Consider the following 23,094-nt stretch of genomic DNA (forward strand, 5'->3'; position numbering starts at 1 on the left):
CTTTTTGCGTGCAACAACGCCGCAGCGCTCGGTTGCCGAACTAATAGATTAGTGATATGTTAGAAGGCGAAGGCTGGACGATATTGCCGGCCGCTTAAAAAATGACGGAGATTGCGCCATGGAACTGACATCCAGCCCAATGACCGACCGGCAGCGGAAATACCGGGCCACCTACAGAGATCGCATCGCTGGCTGGTACAACGGCTGGCTTCACGCCTTTGTCATCTATGTGATTGGGTTCACCGCCCTCTCGGTCTATGTCGCCAACATCAGCGCTGTGCGCTGGTGGGAATGGTTGATCGTGCCGATCACCTTCCTGGCAGCCAACTTCTTTGAATGGTGGATTCACCGTTTCGTCATGCACCGGCCATCACAGATCAAGGCATTCCGCGCGATCTACAACCGCCACACCTTGATGCATCATCAATTCTTCACCGAAGAAGAGATGCGCTTTGCTGACCACAACGACTGGCGCGTGACATTCTTTCCGCCCTACGCTCTCGTCACCTTCACACTGATGTCCATTCCGCCGGCGCTGGTGCTGGGCTGGCTTGCGTCACCGAATGTCGGCTGGCTGCTGATCTGCACCACGACATCGATGTATCTTATTTATGAGTTCATGCACTTCTGCTGCCACGTCGATGAAAACTGGTTCGTTCGCAATATGCCATTCGTAAACACGATCCGGCGTCATCATGCTGCCCATCATAATCAGTCGATCATGATGGAGAGGAACATGAATCTGACTTTTCCCGTAATGGACTGGCTGTTTGGCACCTCCGATCTCGATCGTGGACTGATCGGCCACATCTTCAACGGCTACGATACCCGCTATATCCGCAAGAATATGCGTAAAACCTCTCGCACACCGAAACCCGATATCGCCGGCCAGAATCCGGGTTTTGCAACACCGGCCGAGTAAGTGCGGTCAAAATTCGGAGGCACGACATGAGCAGTATCGAGCCGAACTGGTTGTCGCTGATCTGGTTTGCGGGGTTTGCAACCGTGTGCGGTATCGCATTCCTCATTGTCGCCGGGAAGTTTCCGCTCGATACCCATCCAGATACAGCAAGATCGCTCCCCACGATCTTGCTGAGTCTTGGCAATGTTGTTCTGCTGGCGATGCTGATGGCCGGTACCGGACTCTATGGATACGCCGAACTGCAATGGAGCACGCTGATTGTCGTCAGCGGCCTTATCTTCCTGTTCACGCCGGCGCTGTTCGAGGAATGGCGATGGCCTCTGCGCAGCGCGACGGTCGAGCTATCCGTCCTCGTTGGCATTCAAGTCCTGGCGCTGGCCATACTTGCCAAGGTCGGCGGTTCAGCACTCGCAATCCTGTCGTAACGTTCCATCCACACAGCCAAAGGAGCAATCGATGCCCGTAAAGATCAAGTTGGCGCTATCTTTGGTCGTTGTCGTTGTGGCGACTATAGCCTTCCATATTCAGCACACGCTTGGCCATGATCGAATTCAGTATCTGGTGGCCTTCCTCGGAGTCTTTATGGTGTTTGCGATGTGGCTGTTCCCAGAAGTGAAGCGCGAGGAAACGGCGGGCGGCATTCGCCGCGAATCAACCCAGAATCGCGCCAGCTAAGACCACCCACCAAAATTTTCGCCGCGCTCCAATGAAGGAGCGCGGCGATTTTCTGTCCGCAGAGGGCTGGCGCATGCAAACGCGCTGCTAGAGCGTCAACCGCCCAGATACGCCTCACGAATGTGCTTGTCGTCGATCAGTTCTTCTCCGCGACCCGAGAGCACGATCGATCCAGCTTCCATCAGATAAGCATAGTCGCACATATCCAGCGCTGAGTAGGCATTCTGTTCAACCATCAGCACCGTGGTGCCTGACTTACGAATGCCGTCAATGATCTCAAACACCTGCTCTACAATATTAGGAGCGAGTCCCAGAGACGGCTCATCGAACATCATGAGTTTCGGCTTGGACATAATCGCGCGCCCGATCGCAAGCATCTGTTGCTCACCACCCGACAGCGTTCCTGCGACTTGACTGCGGCGCTCCGCAAGCCGGGGGAACTGCGTGAGCACCCGGTCGCGGTCCTCAGCAACGCCATCAGTATCTCGTCTGAGATACGCGCCCATGTCGAGGTTCTCCTCGACCGTCATATCGGGAAAAACCCGGCGTCCTTCCGGACAATGGGCAATACCCCGGGCAAGAATCTCGCGCGCAGAGCAGCGCGTGATGTCCTCCCCTTCGAAGATCATACGGCCGGAGGCCGACGGCAGGATTCCGGAAATGGAGCGCAGCGTCGTGCTCTTCCCGGCCCCGTTCGCGCCGATCAGCGCGACAAGCTGCCCCTGCTTGATCGAGAGAGAGATCCCTTTGATCGCTTCAACCTTGCCGTAACGGCAAACAAGATCGCTAATCTCTAGCACGTTTCTTTGCTCCTTGCCCGAGATAAGCACGAATAACTTCAGGATTGCCCTGAATTGCCGACGGTGGGCCCTCGGCAATGATCCGGCCGTAGTTCAAGACGACAATGCGATCCGACACGCCCATCACCATCGGCATATCATGCTCAACGAGCAGGATCGTGACACCGAGGCCACGCAGCTTGTCGAGCAACTGCATAAACCGCGCTGTCTCGGTTGCGTTCATGCCGGATACGGGTTCATCGAGCAGCAGCATCGAAGGATCTGCGGCCAGAGCCAATGCCACACCCAGGAGCCGTTGATCGCCATAGGCGAGCGAGCCTGCCAGCTCGCGCGAACGGCGCTCAATGCCGACCAGCGCTAGGATCTCGGCAGTCCTTTCACGCAGTTCCTTTTCTGATTCCCGCTCCCGCGGCAGCGCTAGCAATGTATCCCACAGCCGCGAGCGACCGCGGCGATGCAGGCCGATCATGACGTTCTCAAATACGCTGACGCTCTGGAACACGCTGGTCCGCTGGAAGGTGCGCACCAGACCCAACGCCGTAACCTCGTGCGGCTTCAGATTGTTCAGCGACGTCCCGCGATAGATGACCTCGCCCTTTGTCGGCCGCAGAAAGCCGGTGATAACATTGAACGCCGTCGTTTTTCCTGCGCCGTTCGGCCCGATCAGGCTGACGACTTCGCCTTCGTTGACGACGAAGTTCATATCCGAGATCGCAACGAGGCCACCGAAATGAACCGCGATATGCTCAATCGAAAGCGCTGGTAACGTCTTGGCTGCTTGAACCTTGGTTGCTTGTGCCTGCATCATGGCGCATCCTGCATCTTGGCTTCCGGAGCAACGGCGCTATCCTTGGTTTCATCAACCCCGAACCATTTCTCGATGGCCGGAACGATCCCCTGCGGCAGTACGAACACGATCAGGATCATGAACAGTCCGTAGAGAATCCACTGAATCTCAGGGGCTGCGAACGAGCGGGCGACAACCGGGATGAAGCCGAAAATCAATCCACCCACGAGAGGACCAGCCAGCGTTCCCTTTCCGCCTGTAATCACCATGATCACCATGGTCACAGTGTAGAGAAAGAGGAAGACATCGGGATCTATGATCTTCAGATAGTGCGCATACAGACTTCCCGCAGCACCGGCTATGCCGGCAGACACCACGGCCGCCAATATCAGATAACGCGTGACGTCGATGCCGACGGAAACCGCCAGCGACTCGTTTTCCTTCAACGCCACCATCGCGCGCCCGACCCGCGAATTCACCAGACGGCTGATGATGATGTAGGAGATGACGACAACGGCGAGGACGAGATAGTAGTTCGATTGCTTGCTGAAGAAATCGAAATAGCCAAGCCCCGGAAGTCCAAGCGTCATGGGAGGAATGGAGGTCAGCGCAAGCGGGCCTTGAGTCAGTTCCACCCAATTTAGCGCCACTAGGCGCACGACCTCCGCAAAACTGATCGTCACGATCACAAAGTAGGCGCCGCGAACCCGGAACGACAGTTTACCGACAATGTATCCGCACAGGCCGGACACGAGTACGGCGATGACGAAGCCAAGCCAGACTGGCCATGGCTCATGAACGACGCGAATGCCGCCGATCAACTCGACATCGAACCCGAGCGCTGTCAGCGCGCTGACATAAGCGCCGATTCCGAAAAAGGCGACGTGACCGAGACTCAACTGCCCGGTGTAACCCAGCAGCAGATTGAGGCTCATGGCTGCGATGATGAAGATACCCGTCGTGATAAAGGCGTTCAGGAGATACGGATCCTTGAGCCACAACGGAACCGATGCGAATACGACAATCGCAATCCAGGGGAGAAGCCGTTTCATCCAATGCGCTCCGATCGTGCAAAGAGGCCGGTCGGTTTGAACAGCAAGACCGCGATGATAATCAGGAAGCCCATGGCGTCCCGGTAACCCGATGAGATGTATCCGGCGCCCATTTCCTCGGCGAACGCGAGGATGAAGCCACCGATGGTTGCACCGCCGATACTGCCAAGACCGCCGAGGATGACGATAGCAAATGCCTTCAGCGATGCGATGTTGCCCATCTGCGGCGAGATCACATAGACCGGCCCGAGCAACGCACCGGCAGCGGCGGCCAGCGCGGAACCGATGGCAAACGTCGCCATGTAGATTGCCTGAATGTTGACACCCATCAGCGATGCCGTGTCGGTATCCTGGAATGTCGCACGCATCGCCTTGCCCAGCTTGGTGCGGTTGATCAGGAAATATGAAACAGCGATCAACGCGAGCGCCGCAAAGAAGACGAAAAGTCTCAGCCACGACACAGAGAACGGGCCAATCGTCAACGGCGTCTCCGGAAATGGCGTATTGACTGCCTTGGCAACACCACCCCACACGTACTGCTCGGCGTTCTGCATCACAATCATCGCACCGATCATGATCAGCATCGTGGTGTCGATATCGGCGCCGCGCATTGGCCGAAGGAGAACGAACTCAATCAGCGCGCCGAGAAGACATCCGGCGACGATCGCAAAAAGCAGCGCGAGAAAGAAATTGAATCCGAGCATCACCGCGATGAAGTAGACGAAGTATGCGCCAAATGCATAAAGCTCGCCGTGCGCGAAGTTCACCACACGCATGATGCCAAAGATCAGGGTCAGGCCGATTCCAAGCAGCGCATAAGTGCTGCCGAGGATCAGCATGTTGATCATATGTTGCAGGAATTCAGTCATTGAGCCTTATCCAGGTCAAAACTCATCGTTCGGCGGGAGCGCCGTGGCTTTGGGGCGGAAAGGTGCGGGCATCGCGACGATGCCCGCGCCTGCTCTGCTTACAGCTTTGGAAGAACGACCTTCGAGTTGTCGATCTTGATCAGGTAGACGTTGGGCATGCTCTGCCCGCTCTCCTTACCGGAGGGCCCCTGCTTCTCGAACTTGATCTTGCCGTTCAAGCCGAGCAGCTCCGTCTGCCACAATGCGCTAGCGATCGCCTCGGGCTCCGCCTTGCCTGCCTTTTCAATTGCAGCCGCGATCGTGCGAATACCGTCATATCCGCGGAAGCTTTCGGTCGCGCCAGCAAAGTTGAAGCCGCGCTTTTTCCATTCGCCAAGGAAGTACTTGGTCGCTGGCGGATTTGGCGTCTCGTCCGGATACCAGGGCGCGAACGTGGTCAAGTGGAACGTTCCGTTGGCAGCAACGCCGGCCTGATCGATCAGCTGGTCGGGATTCTGCGAGCCACCGGTTGTCACGATCTGCTTCTTGATGCCGAGCGCAGTTGCCTGCTTCAGCACCAGGGTGAGCTGCTCGACTGCAGTCGTCACCATGATCGTGTCGGAGTCTGTTGCCTTAATTTTCGACAACTGGGCGCTCATATCTTGAGCGGACTGGTCCATCGTCTCAACGAGGCCAACCTGAATGTTGTCAGCCTTCAAAACTTTTCCGAAATCTTCAGCGGCGCCACGACCCCAGTCGTTGTTGATGACAAGGAAGTCCGCCTTCTTGATCGACAGCTTCGGAAGAATTGGTTTGAACGCCGCGGCTTCGACTGACGACGGCGGCGAGATGCGGAAGATGTAGGGATTGCCGGTCGTGGTAATCTTGCCGGACGAAGACGTCTCAACCACCATCGGGACCTTGTATTCCATCAGCTTCGGCATCACCGCCAGCGTCAGGCTCGATCCCCAGGCGCCCATGATAACCGGCACCTTGTCGGCAGTAATCAGCTTTTCAGCCACTGCGGCAGCTTCGGTCGGGTTGCTCTTGTTGTCTTCGATGACAAGCTCGATCTTCTTGCCGAGAATGCCACCCTTGGAATTGATCTCATCAGCGGCAATCTTGGCGCCATTGACCACATAGGTCCCCGAGGCCGCGAACGGTCCAGTCAGCGGCTCGTTCACGCCGATCTTGATCGTCTGGGCCGCTGCCTGACCGGCAACACCTGCCGATAGCAACGCGATTGTCGCAAGTAGTTTGGTATGTTTCGCCATCTTCCATTTCCTCCGTTTGGTTGCGGAAATCAGGTCTTTTTAAGCAAAGCTTGTGCCAGTTGTCCGCATGTTTTTATCTAACTGTCGTCCCTAAACCAGATAGTCCTATTTTTAGTACCTTAGTATCATCTGCAAAGGCCGCGCGCCGTCAAGTTCTTTCAGCAATCAGGCACACTGACCGCAAGCCCTCCGCGCGACGTTTCCTTGTATTTCGTCTGCATATCGGCCCCGGTATCCCGCATCGTACGGATTACCTGGTCCAAAGTAACGTGATGCGACCCATCGCCGCTCAGCGCCAGCGACGCCGCATTAATGGCCTTTACCGCGCCAAATGCATTACGCTCAATGCAGGGAATTTGCACGAGGCCGCCAATCGGATCGCAGGTCATTCCGAGATGGTGCTCCATCCCGATCTCCGCGGCATTTTCTACCTGCCGGCTGCTGCCGCCCAATGCCGCTGTCAGGCCGGCCGCAGCCATGGAGCATGCCACACCTACCTCTCCCTGACACCCGACTTCGGCGCCCGAGATCGACGCATTCATCTTACACAACCCGCCAACCGCGGCGCTGGTGAGGAGAAAAATCCTGGCGCCGTCCCGGGAGGAGCCCTCGCAATGATCGGTGTAGTATTTCAACACGGCAGGAATGACGCCTGCAGCGCCATTGGTTGGCGCAGTGACAACCCGCCCTCCTGCCGCATTTTCTTCGTTCACGGCGATGGCGTACAGGCTCGCGTAATCCATGGCTGCGATGGAATGCCGCACGTTACGGTTTTCGGACGCCTGCAGCCGGGCATGCAGCGAGCGGGCGCGCCGCTTGACTTTCAAGCCGCCCGGCAACTGACCATCGGTGCGCATTCCGCGGTCGATACAGTCGAACATTACCGAAGTAAGACGATCGAGGCGGTCGTAAACGGACGCTTCATCCGCAAATGCGGTTTCGTTGGCAAGCACCACCTGCGCGATCGAGAGACCGGAACTGTCGCACATTTCGATCAGTTCAGCGGCGCTACGGTAATCGAATGGAATCGCAGCGGATGATTCCGCCGCCGAGCCAGCTTCGCCTTCCTGCTGAACAAATCCGCCGCCGATCGAGTACCAGGTTTGCGCCTGCAATTCATGTCCAGCCTGATCGAAGGCCGCAAGTCGAAGCGTATTCGGATGAACTGGCGTCGGTTCATCAAAATCGAAAACGATATCCTTTACCGGATCGAAATGGATCGTCATTCCATCCTTCAGCACCAGTCTGGTTGTGGTCGCAATGACACCGATGCGGCGGTCCGCATCGTCGGGATCGACGGTTTCCGGCGAAAGACCAGAAAGACCCAGCATCACGGCCTTATCCGTTCCATGACCACGACCGGTCCATGCAAGAGACCCAAGCAAGGTGACTTTCAGCCGGCTCAATCGCGAGCGCTGGGATCTGTCGAGTGCTTCCATGAAGGCCGCAGCAGCCTTCATTGGACCAACCGTGTGAGAGGATGACGGCCCGATCCCGATCTTGAACAGATCAAAAGCACTGATCATGACAGGTGATCGGGCATCGCCCGCTCCAGCTTCGGTTGTTACTTCGCCCTCAGCCTTGGAATGATTTCCTTCGCAATCGTTTCAACCTGATCCATCCTGTACTTGTAGGGCACAAAGATGATCTTCTGAACGCCGACAGCCTGGTGAGCCTTCAACTGCTCGACGCATTCGTCCACCGACCCCATGATCGCGCTGTCACGCGAACAATCGCTGTGTTCCGGGAAATCCCATTCCTTGTTCAGCCAATCCATCATCTCGTCTTTGACCGCAGCCTTCGACGGGCCGATCATGATCGGCAACTGCGAGGCATTGAGGAGCTTGTCTGGGTCCTTGCCGCCTTCCTTCGCGAAATTGCGAAGCTTGGCCCATGATTTCGCGAATGCTTCCGGGGAATAGAAGTAGGTCAGCCAGCCGTCGCCCACGGTCGCCGCGCGCTGAAGAACCCTGTCGACGTAGCCGCCGATGAGGATCGGCAGGGTGGGCTGTTGCGCCGGCTTGGGGTACATGACCGCAGCTGAAATATCGTGCGCCAGATACTTTCCATCGACCATCGGCTCCGACCACAGGCGCCGCATGATTTCCAGATTCTCATCCATCAGCTTGCCGCGCTTGTCGAACGGAATGCCCATGGCATCGAATTCGCGCTTGTACCAACCCGAGGCCATGCCCATCAGCAGGCGGCCACCAGAGAACTGATCCATGCTGGAGAGCTGCTTGGCCAGAGCGACCGGGTTACGCAGCGGCAAAACGAGAATGCCGGTGCCGAGCTTGATCTTGCTGGTGCGCGCGGCAATCGCAGTCAGTGTCGTCAGCGAATCCAAAATCGGGAAGTGCGGGTCCACGCCAAGAAGGATGTGGTCCCAGACCCAGAGCGAATCGTAGCCCAGTTCTTCGACGCGCACACCGTAGTCCACCAGCGCTTTCGCGTCCGGCATTTCGGGATAGGCGGTAAAATTGCGTGCGGCGATACCGAACGTGTTCGACAGTAAGGTCATGTTGCTTCCTCGTTTTTTTCTTATGCGATGAAGAGACGATCGGGATCGAGCATTCGCAGCGTCGTCAGTTCGTGCTCGGTGGGTGGTTCTGTAACGCCGACCTGATCGTCGAAGATCAGATCGAAGCCGGTGTTGTCCTGAACCTGTTCTTTCGTGATGCCTGGATTGAGGGCAAGCACCTTCATCCGGCGAGATGTCTCATCGAAGCCGAACACCGCAAGCTCGGTGATCACGCGAAACATGCCACCTTCCGGCAGACCGCTTTCAGCGCGGGACTTTCCACCGCGGATGAAACCAGGGCTGGTGATGAAATCCACCTGATCGACGAACCGGCGCTTCTCGTGCTTCATCGCAACGATCATGTTGGTCAGGCTGGAAATATCGTTGCCGCCGCCGGTGCCCGGAAGCCGCGTCTTCGGCTTTTCGGAATCGCCGATAAAGGATGAGTTCAGATTTCCGTATTTGTCGATCTGCGCGCCGCCCATGAAACCGACATCGACGTACCCACGCTGCAATAGCAGCAGAACTTCGGCGCTGCCCAGCACCATGTTGGCACGCTTGGTGCAGCGCTGGTCATTGGTCGATGGCGGCAACTTGCCGGGCTCGACAAAGGCGCCGATCACGCCTCCTTCAAAAAGGATTGTGAGGCCCGGGCAACGCAGGCGCTGCGCGAGCGTCGCTGCCAGCAGGGGTACGCCGATCCCGGCGAATACGACCTGTCCTTCCTTAAGCTGGCGCGCACTCAGGATCGCCAGCATCTCCGAAGCTGTATGACGATTCTGTTCAGTCATCGAAAATGCTCCTGCCCCTGCGGCTCGCCGTCACGACCTCGTCCATTCCGATCTTCGCGAGAAAATCGTTCCAGGTTTTCGGGCCATAGACGTATTCGTCGAGATACTTCTTCATTCCGCCGACGGGATCGCCGTTGACCTGCGCCACGTAAGCATCGAGATGGTTCATCATTGGCTCGTAGACGCCGTAACATTCGTGGGGCGCGGAGCCATAAGGCACCTCAACCACCGCATCGACGCAGAAGAATGGAATCTTGGTCTGGTCAGGCGCGCGACGGATCTGATCGTTGGAAACAATCCGCTCGGTGGTCAAGATCACGCGGTTGGCTGCCATCGCAAGATCGATATCCATAAACTGCAAGCCATCGATCTGGGCATTGCCGTAAGCATCGCAGCGCTGTACGTGGATCACAGCAACATCGGGATTCAATGCAGGGACCAGCAGCACCTTCTCGCCCGTAAAGGGACAATCGAATTCCTTGGCTTCCGGCCGGATCCGGGCGACATCAGAGCCCAGCATCGAACGCATCGGCATGAACGGAACGCCCATCGCGCCGGCACGGAAGCGCATACCGACACCCATATGGCTCCATTCGTCGTAACGCGCAGTTCCACCTTCAACGTGATGGCGCATCACCTTCGAAAGGCCCCACAGGATGCCCTGGGCGAACCAGCTCGAAATGATGTGATTGGCTGCGCCAGATCCCAGCAGCAGATCGCCGTCAGTCGAGATAATGCAGCGCGAACAGGAGAGATCTTTCTTCCGCGCCCGGATCAACTGCCAGATCATGGCCATCGGGGTGCGTGAGATGGTCGAACCGCCGATACCCACCGAGGCTCCGTCGCTGACGAAAGACGCCGCTTCTTCGAGCGTCACCACCTTCTCGCGAAGACTGCGATCGCGGCGCGAGAGATTCTCCCGCAACTTCTGATATGGCTGAACGGTATCCCGACTTACGCTCATGACCCTGCCTTGCCTGCCATTTCGGTCTTGTACTGCGGCCCGAAGGCCTCAACGTTGAAGTCCTCGATCAAGCGATCCCATTCCGGAAGGCTCGATGCGAGATCATTCCAAAACGACTGGTGCCTGCGGCGCTCGAAATCCTGAACGCTAACCCCCTGCTGCTCCACCCAGGTGTAGTAGCCGAGATTGAAAACCTGCCGCCGCAACTGATCGGTCAATTCCACGACGTTGTCGGTCGCGACCGACGCGAGGCAGGAGCCAAAAATTTCGCCCGCGTTCACTTCGTCAAACGACGCGAAATGCTTCGCGCGATAGCTGTCGCGCTCGCTGTCGTAAAGCGACGCGCTGTCGGTGGCGACGGTGATAATGACGTCGTCGGCCCCATAATGAAGCTGCTTCGCCAGCTTGATCGACGCGACAATGTTGGCAAAGCCGGAAATGCCGACATCCGCGAACGCCGCAATCAGCTTGCTGTCGAGCTTCTGACGCCCTTGCAGATACTTGCGACCGACGTCCGAACCGAACAGCAAATTGAGACTGTCGGTGACGCGATCCGAGACACCGATCACCACGTCGGTATTCATCACGTTATGGATGAAGGGAATGTGCTTGTCGCCAATGCCCTGAATGTTGTGCTCGCCGTAGCCGTTGTTCAGCATTGTCGGACACTCAAGCGCCTCGACCGCGGCAATCTTCGTCCCATGCTGCGTCTTCAGATAGTCGCCCGCCGCAATAGTGCCGGCCGAACCTGTCGCAGACACAAAGGCCGCGAGGCGGCGCCCGCCGCCACCGTTGAACGCGAGAAACGCCTGCTCCGCGGCGCTGCCCGTGCAGGCGTAGTGAATGATGTAATTCGAAAACGCCGAGAACTGGTTGAGAATGACATTCTGCGGATCGCGCGCGAGTTCGGCGCACTTGTCGTAAATTTCCTTGACGTTGCTCTCGGTGCCCGGTGTGCGCACGATATCATCCGGATGCGCAACCCACTTTTCGAGCCATTCAAACCGCTCGCGGCTCATACCTTCGGGCAGCACAGCCACGCCGCGACAACCGAGCACGCGCGAGACCGAGACGCCGCCGCGGCAGTAGTTTCCCGTCGAAGGCCAGATCGCCTTTTGCTGCTCCGGATCGAAACGCCCCGTCACAAGCTGCGCTGCCAGCGCCGAATAGGCAGGCAGCACCTTGTGCGCGCCGATCATCGGAAAGCGCCGGCCGAGCAGCACGACAATGGGGGCCTTTACACCGGTGAGCGATTCAGGGAGCACGAGATAGCCCGGCACGTCGATCCGGCTGGTCCGATCGGCCCCGTTGTACCAATGGACGCGCCAGAGATTTCCGGCATGCGGCTCATCCGGCGCAACATTTGCCAGCCCCTTCGACGCAGCGGCGGGAATGCTGGATGGTTTGGCAAGCTGTGAGAACGTCGGCATCACCACGCCGCGCTCACGAACCCGAGCGATCGCCCGCGCGCGCTGCTTGCTGTCGACTATTTCGGGATTGATGACCGCAGACATCGTCAGGCTTCTTTCAGGCTTGCATCGATTTCAATGATACTAACGTTAGTAAAATAGGATGTCCAGACCGACGCCAGCCATCCTACGAAATACTCGCGGCATGCACGTTTTTCTCGCTATTGCCTGCCATCCGCGCAGAGGCGGCATCGAACGAACGTTGCCGGACGGCCTCTTCGGCATCCGCATACAATGTCGTCCGCTGCCTCGGGGTTCGGCCTGCGGAGCGGATGATGGCCTCCATGTCCTGGGGGGTCATTTCCTGGCCGTGTGAGGCGCCGGCGGAGCGCGAAATGCTCTCGTCCATCAGGGTGCCGCCGAGATCGTTGACGCCGGCCGCGAGACATTGCCGGACGCCCTCGGCGCCGAGCTTCACCCAGGAGGCCTGAATGTTCGGGATGTGCGGATGGAGCACCAGCCGCGCGACCGCATGCATCAGGATCGCTTCGCGGAACGTAGGGCCCGGCCGCGCGCGGCCCTTGAGATAGATCGGCGCCTCCATGTGAACGAACGGCAGCGGCACGAACTCGGTGAAGCCGCCGGTGTCGGCCTGCAGGTTGCGGATGCGCAGCAGATGGCGCGCCCAGTGCCGGTAGCCTTCGATATGACCGAACATGATGGTAGCGGTCGAACGGAAGCCCACCGTATGCGCGGCACGCATCACATCAAGCCACTGCTGGGTATTGATCTTGTCGGCGCACAGCACGGCGCGGACTTCATCGTCGAGGATTTCGGCCGCGGTGCCCGGCAATGTGCCAAGGCCCGCCGCCTTCAGCTCGCGCAGGAACGCGATCACCGGCATCCCCAGCGTCCGCGCGCCCTGATGAATCTCGAGCGGCGAGAACGCATGCATGTGCATCTGCGGTACAGCCTGTTTCACCGTCCGGCAGATATCGAGATACTTCTGTCCGGTATAGGACGGATGAATCCCGCCCTGCATGCACACCTCGGATGCGCCGCGCTCCCAGGCCTCAACCACACGGCCGGCGACTTCGCTCATCTCCAGATCGTATGGCCGGCCGCGCAGGTTCTCGCTCATCTTGCCCTTGGAGAAGGCGCAGAACTGGCACTTGAACGAGCAGATGTTGGTGTAGTTGATATTGCGCGTGACGACATAGCTCACCGTGTCGCCATTCTTCTCACGGCGTAGTTCATCCGCCGCACGGCAGATGGCCGCGAAGTCATCACCCCGCGCCCGAAACAGACTGACGATTTCTGCTTCGCCCAGCGTGACTCCGCGCTGCGCTTTCGCCAACACCTGTCCAAGGTTCGCGGATGGTGTGACCGATGGCGCTCTTTGAATCCACCCGAGTTCACGTGAAGGCAAATGCCCGACGTGGCCCGGGCACCAGTCATCGACGCGAGGCGCGCCGTCACCGTCGATGTGATTGAGCACCGCGGTCCGCAGACCCGCATCAACCCACCGGGTGGTGTCGCGCGCGTAAGCTGGGTAGATCGCCAGGCGTTCGACGAGATCCTTGCCCGCCGCTCTGGTTGCCGCTTCCAGAAGCCGCAGATGCGGCCATGGCGCTTCGGGATTGACATGATCCGGCGTGACCGGCGACACCCCGCCCCAGTCATTGATGCCGGAGGCTACAAGCCTGCCCAGCGCCCCCGGGCTCAGGTTCGGCGGCGCCTGAATGTTCATCTGCGGTTCGAAGATCAGCCGTGCGATCGCGATCGTCCAGAGATGGTCCTCGACATCCGGTGACGCAGCATCCGCCATCCGGGTGCCAGGCTTGGGACGGAAGTTCTGGACGATGATTTCCTGAATGTGTCCGTGCTGATCATTGAGATCGCGCAGCGCCAGCAGCGAGTCGATCCGCTCCTGCCGCGTCTCGCCGATGCCGATCAGAATGCCGGAGGTGAACGGCACGCTCCGCTCGCCGGCCAGCCGCATGGTTGCGAGGCGGGCGGCCGGGATCTTGTCCGGCGAGCCGTGATGAGCCCTGCCCTTCTCGCCAAGGCGATCCGAGATGCTCTCCAGCATGATGCCTTGGGAGACCGACACCTTCCGCAGGGCGTCGATGTCGTCCCCGCTCATCAGGCCCGGATTGATGTGCGGCAGCAGGCCGGTCTCACGGAACACCGCCGCCGCGGCTTCCGCCAAATATGACAGCGTGGTGGGATGACCCAGCCGGTCCAGCTCTTCACGAGCGACGCGGTAGCGCAACTCAGGCTTGTCCCCCAGGGTGAACAGCGCTTCCCTGCATCCGGCCTTCTTGCCTGCTTGCGCAATCGCAACCATCTGCTCGATTGAGAGATAAGCCTTCTCGCCATTGCGCGGCGCATGCGCGAAGGTGCAGTAATGGCAAACGTCGCGGCAAAGCTGCGTCAGCGGAATAAAGACCTTACGCGAATACGATACCTGATGCCCATGGACAGCGTCGCGCCGTGCGGCAGCGGCGGCAAAAAGCTGATCGAGATCGCCCACATGAATGAGTTCGGACGCCTCGTCGCGGCTCAATCGGTGGTCCAGCGGAAATTCCTTCAACAAAGAAAGGACCGTCATCACATATGCCTCACGCAAAGCGGCAGCGCGCCGACACCGAGGCGCGCCGGCACGTTCAGTTCCGCGAGCAGCGCCGCGGTCAGCGAATACTTCCTGCTCGCGATCGGCGCGACCAGGTCCTGTGGGCGATCGATATCCCGCCCGATGCCGTCCGAGCTGACGACCCCGCAGGCAAAGCCCTTCGCCCGTGACTGCATCTGATGACGCAGATAGCTGTCCTCGCCGAATTTCGGCACGATCATATCTGGCGCGCGCATGGCGAGAGCGTTGGTGCCGCCATCGGACAAGGCCGGCGCCAACACCACAGGATTGTGGTGAAGTTCAGCGATGATCGCCTGCAGATCACCTGCGGTAGCAAACGGCACATCGGCCGGAACAATCAGTGCACTTGCCGCTGCATCGAGTGATTCCAAACCCTGCTGAACCGCCGCATTGACACCTGCTTCCGTGCCATCGTGGACGACCCGCGCATCGAACAACGACGCAAGATTTGCTACCATCGGGTCGCTGGTAACGACCACAATGCCAGCAAGTTCGGAGGCGCACAGTGTCGTCAGAACTTCGTGCAGCATCGTCCGCGCAAGCGTCACCCGCTCGCTCCGCGACAACACAGGCGAAAGCCGCTGCTTGGCCTGGCTCAGCCGTTTAACAGGGACAACAGCCCAGACGTTTGAAGGGTTTTCAGTAAACGCTTCCATCACGTCACCTTCCTTCTCTTGGGCAGCCGCGCGGCAAAGTCCAGGCAATCGGCCGCAAGCCGGTCACGGTCTTCCAGGCTTCGCATCCAGGTAGACGTTACATGCACCGGCATATCGATTTTGCCAGCATCGCCACGATCGGTCTCATCGATGATCAGCCCGTCGATAAGGCGATAGTGCTGCGCAATCGCGACGGAATCCGCCGAGATACCCAGTTCTGTCATGATCTTTGCCGTTGGCCCCTTCACCGCCTGCCCACCGATCAGCGGAGAGATCGCGACAATAGGCGCGGTCACGCGCTCGAGAGCATTCCGAATATCCGAAACGGCCAGAATGGGATCGACGCTAAGATAGGGGTTCGATGGGCAGACGATGACCGCCGCAAGATCCGGATTTCCGAGCGCTGCCAGAACCTGATCGGAAGCAATGGCGCGCTCTGCATTCTTGAACTCAAGCTGTTTCACCACTGGTGCGCATTGCAGGCCGACGAAATAGCGCTGAAATGGCAGCGGCCCATCGGCTGTCATTACCACGGTCTCGACGCGATCATCCGACATGGGAAGAATCCGCGCGGCTATCCCGAGTCGGCGCGCCATGTCGGTTGTGAAATCCGTGAGCGACGCTCCGGCGCGCAGTGCACGCGTGCGCTCGATGTGCATGGCGAGATCACGATCGCCGAGGCGGAACCATGTTTCGCCGCCAAGGCCACCGAGCGACTCCATAAAATTCCAAGTCTCATCCGCCCTGCCCCAGCCCCGCTCGATGTCGCTGAGCCCGCCAAGCGTATACAGAACAGTATCGATGTCCGGTGAGACATGAAGGCCGAGATGCTCGAAATCGTCGCCGGTGTTGACGATCACAGTCAGGTCGCTGCCGATGAGACGCTCCAGTCCCAGCGCCAGCTTGGCGCCACCGACGCCACCGCACAGCGCGACGATCGGCCGTCCACGAAGCGATGATGATCGGACGCTCATCGGAACATGTCCCGTTCGCGAGGACGCACCAGCGCCGATGCAGAACGCGGCGCTGCGTCGAATGTCAGACCGCGCACCACAACCACCGGCAGACCTTCGGCCGCCTGCCCCATCACCAGCGACGCTCCGGCGGCAATTTCATCGGCCACCGCAATCTCGGTCATCTGCATCTTGCGGCCAAACATGTCCGGCTGCCCGATCATGTCGAGCAAGGACGGCAGACCCGCCGCACCGAGCGCAACACCCACAACGCCGTTGCGCCACGGACGCCCGAAACTGTCATTGATTATGACGCCAACCTTGGCGCCAAATGCGGCGTCAAACCTGGCCTTCAATTGCACCGCTGCTCCATCCGGGTCGCGTGGCAACAACAGGACGCGCTCCGCACCGTTGACGTGCTCGATGTTCGATTGATCGATCCCGGCATTCGCCATCACGAATCCAAGCCGATGCGCGACGATCATGACATTGGGGCGATGGCGCACGATCTCGTCGGATTCCGAAAGAACGACTTCGATGTAACGGGCGTCCTTGCCGACCTGATCGGCAAGCATGCGCGCCTTGTCCGAAGGAACAACGTCCTTCAATGCAACGTAGCGGTTCTCTGCTTTTGAGAGGACCTTCTGAGCGATAACGACGATGTCGCCGGATAGCAGCGAAAGCTCCGCTTTGTTCAGAGCCTCGACGATGAGCGCAGCAAGATCATCGCCCGGAGCAATCAGCGGGATACCGGGTACAGCATGATATGTGACGCTCTTCGCCATCGCGCACGATCATTGTGGAGCGGGTGGAGAAAGCCCGGTGATACGGATGCCCGCACCGGGAACCTTGTAACGGCGATTGATTCCGATCAGAACCGACGTCAATGCCTCCGCAGCAGCCGAATTGGCGAGCACACCGCCATCGATACCGGCACTGGCAACTTCGTTCGCCAGTCCGATCACGACGTCACGGGATTCCTTGTCGTTACCGAATACGAGCACGTCGCAATCCGCGCGACCGCCTGCATGCAGCTTCGTGGCGCCGACGTTGTGAAACGCGGAAACCACTTTAACACCCTCGCCGAGCAGAGCTTGCGCGATCTGCGCCGCCGAACCCTCGGGAGGAAGCTGCACGACCGACACCTTCGGCGGCACCAGCGGCACAGCCGCATCAACCACGATCTTGCCCTGCACCGCGTCCTTTACCTCGCGCAATGTCGCATCATGACTGCCGAACGGCACCGCAAGCACCACGATGTCGGCAGATTTCGCCGCGCCGACATTGTCGTCACCGCGTGCACCGCCGCCAAGCTCCTTGGCAAAGGCCTGCGCCTTCTCGGCCGAGCGCGAACCAATGACCACGGAATACCCCGCAGCAAGCCATCGCTTTGCGAGACCTGAACCGAGATCGCCAGTGCCTCCGAGAATAGCAATGCTTGGCTTAGCGCTCATGTAACCGGCCCTTCTTCAGATGCAACGTCAGCGGAATGTTCAGTCGAGCGCCATTTCGGTCAGCGGCACCAGTTTGACACCGGCCTTCTCGAGACCTTCGCGCACCGACTTTGCCAGCGCGACCGCGGTCGGCTCGTCACCATGAACGCACAGCGAATGAACCTTGCAGGGAATCTGCTTGCCGGTGCGCGTGGTAATCGTGTTGTTCACCACCATGTCGACAACCTGCTTGGTCGCAACCGCCGGATCCTTGATGACCGAGCCCGGAATCTTGCGCGAGGTCAGATTGCCGTCCTCTTCGTACTGGCGGTCGCAGAAGCCTTCCAGCGCGACCTTCAGCCCGAGACTGCGCCCGGCCTTTTCCATTTCGGAGCCGGAGAGCGCCAGATAAATGATGCTGTCATCGACCGCCTTGATCGCGCGGCCGATCGCCAGTGCGTATTCGTAATTCTCAGCCGACATGTTGTTGAGCGCGCCATGCGGCTTCAGATGCGTCACCTTCACGCCCGAATAAGAAGCCAGGGCTTGAAGGGCGCCAATCTGATAGGCAATCATGTTTTCAAGATCGTCGGGACGCATGTCGATGCGCCGACGGCCGAAGCCCCAGAGGTCGTTGAAGCCGGGATGCGCGCCAACACTGACGCCGGCGCGCTTTGCATCGGCAACAACCTGACGCATGGTCAGCGGATCACCTGCATGGAAACCGCAGGCGATATTGGCAGAACCGATGATCTTCAGGATCCCGTCGTCGTCGCCAATATCATAAGCGCCGAAGCCCTCCGCCATGTCTGCGTTGAGGTTGATCTTGATGGTCATTGCTCACTCCGGATTTAGCACGATTGGCGGAAGCGCTTGTTTTTAAGGTCCCGCCAAGCATAAGGTACTATTGTTAGTAAGACAATATCTTTTATCGATATCGTCGCCTTAACGAGAGCCAAAAAGTCGCCCGAACAGGCGCTTGAGCCTCGCCTTCAGGACGTCGAATACGAGCGAAGCTGCATCGAGGCCCGGGGCCTCTCCCTGTATTGCCTCTGTATTCCCGGAGAGCTTTGCCTCGAGGTTCCGGACGAACATGGCGATCAGGCGTCCGGCGACGTCCTGGACGAGCCCGGAGCGGCTGAACTGCGCCAATGCGCCCGTCAGCGTGAACCCAATACTGACGTCCACGCGTGTTTCATCGGGGTTGTCGCCCTGCTTCACAGCGTACCCGACCAGGCCACGCGTCGCAGAGTTGCTGCGCCTGTCCTTGCCCGAACCCATAATGATTCCGGTCCGCTTCGCATCATCGCGAGTGATGTCGGCGACGCCTTGGAACTCCGCTGAGATCGGACCGACCTTGACCTTCATCTGACCTTCGACGTGGCCGTCAATCGGCTCCCCCGCCAGCGACGCGCCGGGAAGGCAAGAGGCCACGCCCGCGACATTGCCGAAGAAGTCCCACACTACATCGACCGGATGCGCGACGACGAAACTCTCGTTGAACGTCGTCTGCGGCTTCCAGTCAGGATCCATCCGCGCAGCAGACGCGGCGGGGATGCTCAGTTTCTTCGCAGCTTTCGGCGCCGAGACCGCGCGCGGCGCGGAGTCTGCGGCGATCGGAACCGCATGCCCCGACCCCGATGGGCCAAGCCGTGTCCGGTTGCCGTTTGGAATCGCGGCAATACCTCGGCTGCGGCGCGCTTCGACGACGCGCTGCACCGCACGAATGATGCCGACATAGCCCGTGCAGCGGCACAGGTTGCCACTCATCGCAACACGAATGTCATGCTCGCTCGGCGCCTGCATCCGCAGCACCACATCGCGAGCGGACACGAGCATTCCCGGCGTGCAATAGCCGCATTGCAATGCATGTTCCTGAGTGAACGCGATGCGCAACTCGGCCGCGATCTCGTCGTTGTCGAGACCTTCGATTGTGGTCACATCGGCCTGCTGACAGGCGACCGCAAAGGTAATGCAGGAGCGCGTCGGCACACCATCGACCAGAATCGTGCAGGCACCGCAAACGCCGTGCTCGCAGCCAAGATGAGTGCCGGTGAGGTTCTGGGTCTCACGCACGAAATCGGCGAGATGGGTGCGCGGCTGAACATTCGCGCTGACCTGCTTGCCGTTAACTGTGAGGCTGACTGTATTCATGCCGATTGCGCCTGTTCGATAGCGCGCCGCAACGCGACAACATGTGTTTGCTTGTCCAGCGGATCGGTCATACCCGCCGCTTCGATGACTTCGCCAACCGCCTGACTGTTGAAACCAGCGCCAAGGCGCTCGGCGCGTCCGTCGCCAAGGATGTTGCTGGCTTCAGCGACCACGATCGGCCGGCCCTCCGTCGCCCCGATGACGACACGGCTGACCCCGCGATCCGGATCGGAAAGGAATGCCCCGATGGCATGCGCGAACTCACCGGTCTTCCGGCAGCTCTTGTAATAACCCCAGCGCGCCGTGCTGCTCAGCTTGGGAACCTTGACGCGGACCAGCATCTCTCCGGGCTGCAAATCAGCTTCCAGTGCGCCGACCATATAATCCTCAACCGGGATCGTACGCTCGCCGCCAAGACCCCGTAGCACAACCTTGGCGCCGACGGCCGCCATGATCGAATGCCAGTCCGCCGAAGGGTCCGCGTGCGTCAGGCTGCCCCCGATGGTTCCGCGATTGCGCACGGCGCGGTAGGCAATACCCCGCGCCACCGTCGGCAATGCACCGCAGGTCACGTCCGGCACGCGCCGGTCTTCGATGTCCGCATGGGTGATGCATGCGCCAAGCACGATCTCGTCGGACCGTTGATCAACGCTGCGAAGCTCGTCGATGCCGGTGATGTCCACTAAAAGATCTGGCTGCACGAGGCGCATGTTGAGCATGGGCCCGAGCGACTGACTGCCAGCCATGATCTTGACCGTGAGACTGTCGTCACTGATCAGCTTGAGAGCTGCACCGACGTCACCGGGACGCGCGTAATCGAAATTAACCGGCTTCACGCGAGCACTCCTTCACCGGCTTTTGCGCGTGGTGTGCTCTTGGCTTCCTGGATTGCCTCCAGCACCCTGCGCGGCGTGATCGGCGAATGCCGTATTTCAGCACCGAGCGACTTCAGCGCGTCATTGACCGCATTGCCGATAGCTCCCGGAGGCGCGATCGCGCCCCCCTCGCCAAGGCCCTTCACACCGAACTCGGTGTACGGCGCCAGAGTTTCCATATGGCCAAGCTTCGGCTCCGGTACTTCGGTCGGACCGGGCAACAGATAATCCGCGAACGTCGACGCAAGCGGCTGACCGGATGTATCGAAATTCATCTCTTCGTACAACGCGGTGCCGATACCCTGCGCGAGCCCGCCATAAATCTGGCCATCGACCACCATCGGATTGATGAGTTTTCCGCCATCCTCGACGATCACGTAATCGAGGAGCTCGATATCGCCCATCTCCGGGTCAACCGCGACGACAGCAATGTGGGAAGCGTAGCTGAACGTACCGGAGTCACGCACAGGCTTGTAACCGATAGTCACTTCCAGACCGCGCGGATCGACCGACGGTGGAAGATCCTGCGGGCGGCGGTACCAAGTGTAGGCGATTTCCTGCAATGTGACGCTGCCGTTGGGTCCGACCACAGCACCATCACTGAGCTTTACATTGCTGATGTCGGTTTGCAGCAGGTGCGCGCCGATCCCCAGCGCAAGCTTGCCGAGTTCGCGCGACGCCGTCGCGACCGCGCCGCCGGCCATCACCGCACATCGCGATCCCCAGCTTCCGGTGGAGTACGGCGTGTATTCGGTGTCGCCGTGGACGAGTTTGATCTTGGCCGTATCGATCCCGAGAATCTCATTTGCGACCTGCGGGAGCGTGGTTTCCATGCTCTGTCCATGCGAATGGACACCGACGCGCAGTTCGAGCCCGCCGTCCGGCGTCATGCGCGCGGTGGCCTGCTCGTGACCCGGCACCATCGGAATACCCCAACCGGCGTAAACCGACGTTCCATGTGCGCCTTGCTCGCAATAGACCGACAGGCCGACACCGATCAGCCGTCCATCTGCCTCGGGCTTCTTCTGACGATCACGCAGCGCCGCCAAATCGATTTTCGCCAATGCCTGCCGCAGTGATTCCGGATAATCGCCGCTGTCGAAATGCTTTTTCGTGATGTTGTCGAAAGGCATCTGCTCCGGCTGAACGAGATTTTTCAGCCGAACTTCATAAGGCTCAAGGCCGGTCTCGCGCGCAATGGCGTCCATCATCAGCTCGATCGCGAAGCAGACACCCGTGCGGGCAACGCCGCGATACGGCAGGATCGGACACTTGTTGGTCGCGACCGACCACGTACGGCAGCGATACGACGGAAAATCGTAAGGCCCAGGCAGAATACTCGCGACTTGCGCGGCCTCAAGGCAGGCCGAAAACGGATAAGAGGAATAGGCGCCCGAATCGACCGTCGCTTCGCACTCTACGCCACGCAGCTTGCCGTCGCGATCGGCATAGACGGTGATGTTATAGTGGTGCTCGCGGCAATTGGCCCCAGCGGTGAGATGCTCACGGCGATCCTCGATCCAGCGCACGGGATATCCGCAGCGCTTCGCAAGCCAGCCAAGGCAGATGTCTTCCGTCAACACGATGCCTTTGTAGCCAAAGCCACCACCGACATCGGGCGAAACAATGCGAACCTGAATCTGTTCGAGCCCAAGGCACTCCGAAAGACCGTTGCGCACGATGTGCGGTTGCTGGTTTCCGGTATAGAGAACCAGTTGCTCCATGCGCTTGTGCCACATGGCAACCGTACCGCGCCCTTCCATCGGAGCCATGCTCTGGCGCGCCGTGGAAATCTCGCGCGTGATCTTGATCGGCGCATCGTACGCCGCTTCCATGTTCACATCGACGAATGTCTCCAGGAAGATGTTGTCTCCCCAGTGCTCATGGAGCAGCGCCGAATCCGGACGCTTCGCCAGCAGCATGTCGTGAACGGCAGGTAATTCCTCGAAATCCACCTCAACGGCGCCAGCGATGTCCTCTGCCTCAGCGCGCGTGTCCGCGACGCACATGGCAATCAATTCGCCGACCTGACGCACTTTTTCGAAGGCCAGAATCGGCTGCTCGGAAACCTTGAAACCCGGAAGGCCCGATACCGCCCGGATCGGCTTCACGCCTTCAAGGTCAGCCGCGACGAAGACGCTGTCCCGATACTGCGGCGGGATCCGTATGCCCTTGATACGCGCGTGAGCCAGAGGGCTCCGGACAAAAGCAACATCGCGCATGCCCGGTAATCGTATATCGCCGACAAATTCGCCGCGCCCGCGCATCAGACGGTCATCTTCCTTGCGAAGAAGCCGCGCGCCTACCCCTTGCTCAACCATGTC

General features: G+C 59.4%; 22 protein-coding genes. 3 read left to right on the forward strand and 19 right to left on the reverse strand.

Going from position 1 to position 23,094, the window contains the following annotated elements:
- Positions 1 to 118: 118 nt before the first annotated feature.
- Genes AC1Q67_RS22115 through AC1Q67_RS22125 form a run of 3 tightly spaced genes read left to right on the forward strand, consistent with a single transcriptional unit; the run spans position 119 to position 1,597 of the window.
- On the forward strand, positions 119 to 922 hold the full coding sequence (locus AC1Q67_RS22115) for a sterol desaturase family protein (protein WP_492237309.1): 804 nt from the start codon (positions 119 to 121) through the stop codon (positions 920 to 922).
- A gap of 26 nt (positions 923 to 948) precedes the next feature.
- Complete coding sequence (locus tag AC1Q67_RS22120; protein ID WP_492237308.1) at positions 949 to 1,347, forward strand: hypothetical protein; 399 nt, start codon at positions 949 to 951, stop codon at positions 1,345 to 1,347.
- Positions 1,348 to 1,378: 31 nt separating this feature from the next.
- Entirely contained in the window at positions 1,379 to 1,597 is a 219-nt protein-coding gene (locus tag AC1Q67_RS22125) for a hypothetical protein (protein ID WP_492237307.1), read from the forward strand.
- Positions 1,598 to 1,692: 95 nt separating this feature from the next.
- On the opposite strand, the gene AC1Q67_RS22130 is transcribed toward AC1Q67_RS22125, so the two are convergent.
- The 19 genes from AC1Q67_RS22130 to AC1Q67_RS22220 form a co-directional block, all read right to left on the reverse strand.
- Positions 1,693 to 2,397, reverse strand: coding sequence for an ABC transporter ATP-binding protein (locus AC1Q67_RS22130; RefSeq protein ID WP_492237306.1), 705 nt, complete (start codon positions 2,395 to 2,397; stop codon positions 1,693 to 1,695).
- Positions 2,384 to 3,205 (reverse strand): ABC transporter ATP-binding protein, encoded by an 822-nt coding sequence (locus AC1Q67_RS22135; RefSeq protein WP_492237305.1) that lies wholly within the window; start codon positions 3,203 to 3,205, stop codon positions 2,384 to 2,386. Before AC1Q67_RS22135 ends, AC1Q67_RS22130 begins: the two co-directional genes overlap by 14 nt.
- Positions 3,202 to 4,236, reverse strand: a complete 1,035-nt coding sequence (locus AC1Q67_RS22140) for a branched-chain amino acid ABC transporter permease (protein WP_492237304.1) — start codon at positions 4,234 to 4,236, stop codon at positions 3,202 to 3,204. Before AC1Q67_RS22140 ends, AC1Q67_RS22135 begins: the two co-directional genes overlap by 4 nt.
- Positions 4,233 to 5,105: a branched-chain amino acid ABC transporter permease gene (locus AC1Q67_RS22145; RefSeq protein WP_492237303.1), complete on the reverse strand. Its 873-nt coding sequence runs from the start codon at positions 5,103 to 5,105 to the stop codon at positions 4,233 to 4,235. The genes AC1Q67_RS22140 and AC1Q67_RS22145 overlap by 4 nt, the downstream gene beginning before the upstream one ends.
- Before the next feature lie 98 nt (positions 5,106 to 5,203).
- On the reverse strand, positions 5,204 to 6,358 hold the full coding sequence (locus AC1Q67_RS22150; RefSeq protein WP_492237302.1) for an ABC transporter substrate-binding protein: 1,155 nt from the start codon (positions 6,356 to 6,358) through the stop codon (positions 5,204 to 5,206).
- Positions 6,359 to 6,516: 158 nt separating this feature from the next.
- Positions 6,517 to 7,884 carry an L-serine ammonia-lyase gene (locus AC1Q67_RS22155; RefSeq protein WP_492237301.1) on the reverse strand — a complete coding sequence of 456 codons (1,368 nt, stop codon included), beginning with the start codon at positions 7,882 to 7,884 and terminating at the stop codon, positions 6,517 to 6,519.
- A 38-nt stretch (positions 7,885 to 7,922) separates the two neighbouring features.
- Positions 7,923 to 8,879 (reverse strand): LLM class flavin-dependent oxidoreductase, encoded by a 957-nt coding sequence (locus AC1Q67_RS22160; protein WP_492237300.1) that lies wholly within the window; start codon positions 8,877 to 8,879, stop codon positions 7,923 to 7,925.
- Positions 8,880 to 8,899: 20 nt separating this feature from the next.
- Positions 8,900 to 9,670 (reverse strand): CoA-transferase subunit beta, encoded by a 771-nt coding sequence (locus AC1Q67_RS22165; RefSeq protein WP_492237299.1) that lies wholly within the window; start codon positions 9,668 to 9,670, stop codon positions 8,900 to 8,902.
- The gene (locus tag AC1Q67_RS22170; protein ID WP_492237298.1) at positions 9,663 to 10,634 is read right to left on the reverse strand and encodes a CoA transferase subunit A; all 972 of its coding nucleotides are present in this window, start codon (positions 10,632 to 10,634) and stop codon (positions 9,663 to 9,665) included. Before AC1Q67_RS22170 ends, AC1Q67_RS22165 begins: the two co-directional genes overlap by 8 nt.
- On the reverse strand, positions 10,631 to 12,148 hold the full coding sequence (locus AC1Q67_RS22175) for a pyridoxal-phosphate dependent enzyme (RefSeq protein ID WP_492237297.1): 1,518 nt from the start codon (positions 12,146 to 12,148) through the stop codon (positions 10,631 to 10,633). The genes AC1Q67_RS22170 and AC1Q67_RS22175 overlap by 4 nt, the downstream gene beginning before the upstream one ends.
- Positions 12,149 to 12,230: 82 nt before the next feature.
- Complete coding sequence (cofH, locus tag AC1Q67_RS22180) at positions 12,231 to 14,657, reverse strand: 5-amino-6-(D-ribitylamino)uracil--L-tyrosine 4-hydroxyphenyl transferase CofH (protein ID WP_492237296.1); 2,427 nt, start codon at positions 14,655 to 14,657, stop codon at positions 12,231 to 12,233.
- Positions 14,657 to 15,355, reverse strand: coding sequence for a 2-phospho-L-lactate guanylyltransferase (gene cofC, locus AC1Q67_RS22185; RefSeq protein ID WP_492237295.1), 699 nt, complete (start codon positions 15,353 to 15,355; stop codon positions 14,657 to 14,659). Before cofC ends, cofH begins: the two co-directional genes overlap by 1 nt.
- On the reverse strand, positions 15,355 to 16,329 hold the full coding sequence (gene cofD / locus AC1Q67_RS22190) for a 2-phospho-L-lactate transferase (RefSeq protein WP_492237294.1): 975 nt from the start codon (positions 16,327 to 16,329) through the stop codon (positions 15,355 to 15,357). The genes cofC and cofD overlap by 1 nt, the downstream gene beginning before the upstream one ends.
- The gene (cofE, locus tag AC1Q67_RS22195) at positions 16,326 to 17,093 is read right to left on the reverse strand and encodes a coenzyme F420-0:L-glutamate ligase (RefSeq protein ID WP_492237293.1); all 768 of its coding nucleotides are present in this window, start codon (positions 17,091 to 17,093) and stop codon (positions 16,326 to 16,328) included. The genes cofD and cofE overlap by 4 nt, the downstream gene beginning before the upstream one ends.
- Positions 17,094 to 17,102: 9 nt before the next feature.
- Complete coding sequence (gene npdG / locus AC1Q67_RS22200) at positions 17,103 to 17,762, reverse strand: NADPH-dependent F420 reductase (protein ID WP_492237292.1); 660 nt, start codon at positions 17,760 to 17,762, stop codon at positions 17,103 to 17,105.
- A gap of 39 nt (positions 17,763 to 17,801) precedes the next feature.
- Complete coding sequence (locus AC1Q67_RS22205) at positions 17,802 to 18,578, reverse strand: LamB/YcsF family protein (RefSeq protein ID WP_492237291.1); 777 nt, start codon at positions 18,576 to 18,578, stop codon at positions 17,802 to 17,804.
- A gap of 108 nt (positions 18,579 to 18,686) precedes the next feature.
- Positions 18,687 to 19,895, reverse strand: coding sequence for a xanthine dehydrogenase family Fe-S subunit (locus AC1Q67_RS22210; RefSeq protein WP_492237290.1), 1,209 nt, complete (start codon positions 19,893 to 19,895; stop codon positions 18,687 to 18,689).
- On the reverse strand, positions 19,892 to 20,731 hold the full coding sequence (locus AC1Q67_RS22215; protein WP_492237289.1) for an FAD binding domain-containing protein: 840 nt from the start codon (positions 20,729 to 20,731) through the stop codon (positions 19,892 to 19,894). The genes AC1Q67_RS22210 and AC1Q67_RS22215 overlap by 4 nt, the downstream gene beginning before the upstream one ends.
- Complete coding sequence (locus tag AC1Q67_RS22220; RefSeq protein WP_492237288.1) at positions 20,728 to 23,091, reverse strand: xanthine dehydrogenase family protein molybdopterin-binding subunit; 2,364 nt, start codon at positions 23,089 to 23,091, stop codon at positions 20,728 to 20,730. Before AC1Q67_RS22220 ends, AC1Q67_RS22215 begins: the two co-directional genes overlap by 4 nt.
- Positions 23,092 to 23,094: the final 3 nt, after the last annotated feature.

This window comes from Afipia sp. GW823-FHT06G09 (assembly GCF_058794875.1).

What these genes read in the sequence shown, in the direction of transcription:
- AC1Q67_RS22115 (WP_492237309.1), top strand. Translation starts at nt 119, where the DNA reads ATGGAACTGACATCCAGCCCAATGACCGACCGGCAGCGGAAATACCGG.
- AC1Q67_RS22120 (WP_492237308.1), top strand. Translation starts at nt 949, where the DNA reads ATGAGCAGTATCGAGCCGAACTGGTTGTCGCTGATCTGGTTTGCGGGG.
- AC1Q67_RS22125 (WP_492237307.1), top strand. Translation starts at nt 1,379, where the DNA reads ATGCCCGTAAAGATCAAGTTGGCGCTATCTTTGGTCGTTGTCGTTGTG.
- AC1Q67_RS22135 (WP_492237305.1), bottom strand. Translation starts at nt 3,205, where the DNA reads ATGATGCAGGCACAAGCAACCAAGGTTCAAGCAGCCAAGACGTTACCA.
- AC1Q67_RS22140 (WP_492237304.1), bottom strand. Translation starts at nt 4,236, where the DNA reads ATGAAACGGCTTCTCCCCTGGATTGCGATTGTCGTATTCGCATCGGTT.
- AC1Q67_RS22145 (WP_492237303.1), bottom strand. Translation starts at nt 5,105, where the DNA reads ATGACTGAATTCCTGCAACATATGATCAACATGCTGATCCTCGGCAGC.
- AC1Q67_RS22150 (WP_492237302.1), bottom strand. Translation starts at nt 6,358, where the DNA reads ATGGCGAAACATACCAAACTACTTGCGACAATCGCGTTGCTATCGGCA.
- AC1Q67_RS22155 (WP_492237301.1), bottom strand. Translation starts at nt 7,884, where the DNA reads ATGATCAGTGCTTTTGATCTGTTCAAGATCGGGATCGGGCCGTCATCC.
- AC1Q67_RS22160 (WP_492237300.1), bottom strand. Translation starts at nt 8,879, where the DNA reads ATGACCTTACTGTCGAACACGTTCGGTATCGCCGCACGCAATTTTACC.
- AC1Q67_RS22165 (WP_492237299.1), bottom strand. Translation starts at nt 9,670, where the DNA reads ATGACTGAACAGAATCGTCATACAGCTTCGGAGATGCTGGCGATCCTG.
- AC1Q67_RS22170 (WP_492237298.1), bottom strand. Translation starts at nt 10,634, where the DNA reads ATGAGCGTAAGTCGGGATACCGTTCAGCCATATCAGAAGTTGCGGGAG.
- AC1Q67_RS22175 (WP_492237297.1), bottom strand. Translation starts at nt 12,148, where the DNA reads ATGTCTGCGGTCATCAATCCCGAAATAGTCGACAGCAAGCAGCGCGCG.
- cofH (WP_492237296.1), bottom strand. Translation starts at nt 14,657, where the DNA reads ATGACGGTCCTTTCTTTGTTGAAGGAATTTCCGCTGGACCACCGATTG.
- cofC (WP_492237295.1), bottom strand. Translation starts at nt 15,355, where the DNA reads ATGGAAGCGTTTACTGAAAACCCTTCAAACGTCTGGGCTGTTGTCCCT.
- cofD (WP_492237294.1), bottom strand. Translation starts at nt 16,329, where the DNA reads ATGAGCGTCCGATCATCATCGCTTCGTGGACGGCCGATCGTCGCGCTG.
- cofE (WP_492237293.1), bottom strand. Translation starts at nt 17,093, where the DNA reads ATGGCGAAGAGCGTCACATATCATGCTGTACCCGGTATCCCGCTGATT.
- npdG (WP_492237292.1), bottom strand. Translation starts at nt 17,762, where the DNA reads ATGAGCGCTAAGCCAAGCATTGCTATTCTCGGAGGCACTGGCGATCTC.
- AC1Q67_RS22205 (WP_492237291.1), bottom strand. Translation starts at nt 18,578, where the DNA reads ATGACCATCAAGATCAACCTCAACGCAGACATGGCGGAGGGCTTCGGC.
- AC1Q67_RS22210 (WP_492237290.1), bottom strand. Translation starts at nt 19,895, where the DNA reads ATGAATACAGTCAGCCTCACAGTTAACGGCAAGCAGGTCAGCGCGAAT.
- AC1Q67_RS22220 (WP_492237288.1), bottom strand. Translation starts at nt 23,091, where the DNA reads ATGGTTGAGCAAGGGGTAGGCGCGCGGCTTCTTCGCAAGGAAGATGAC.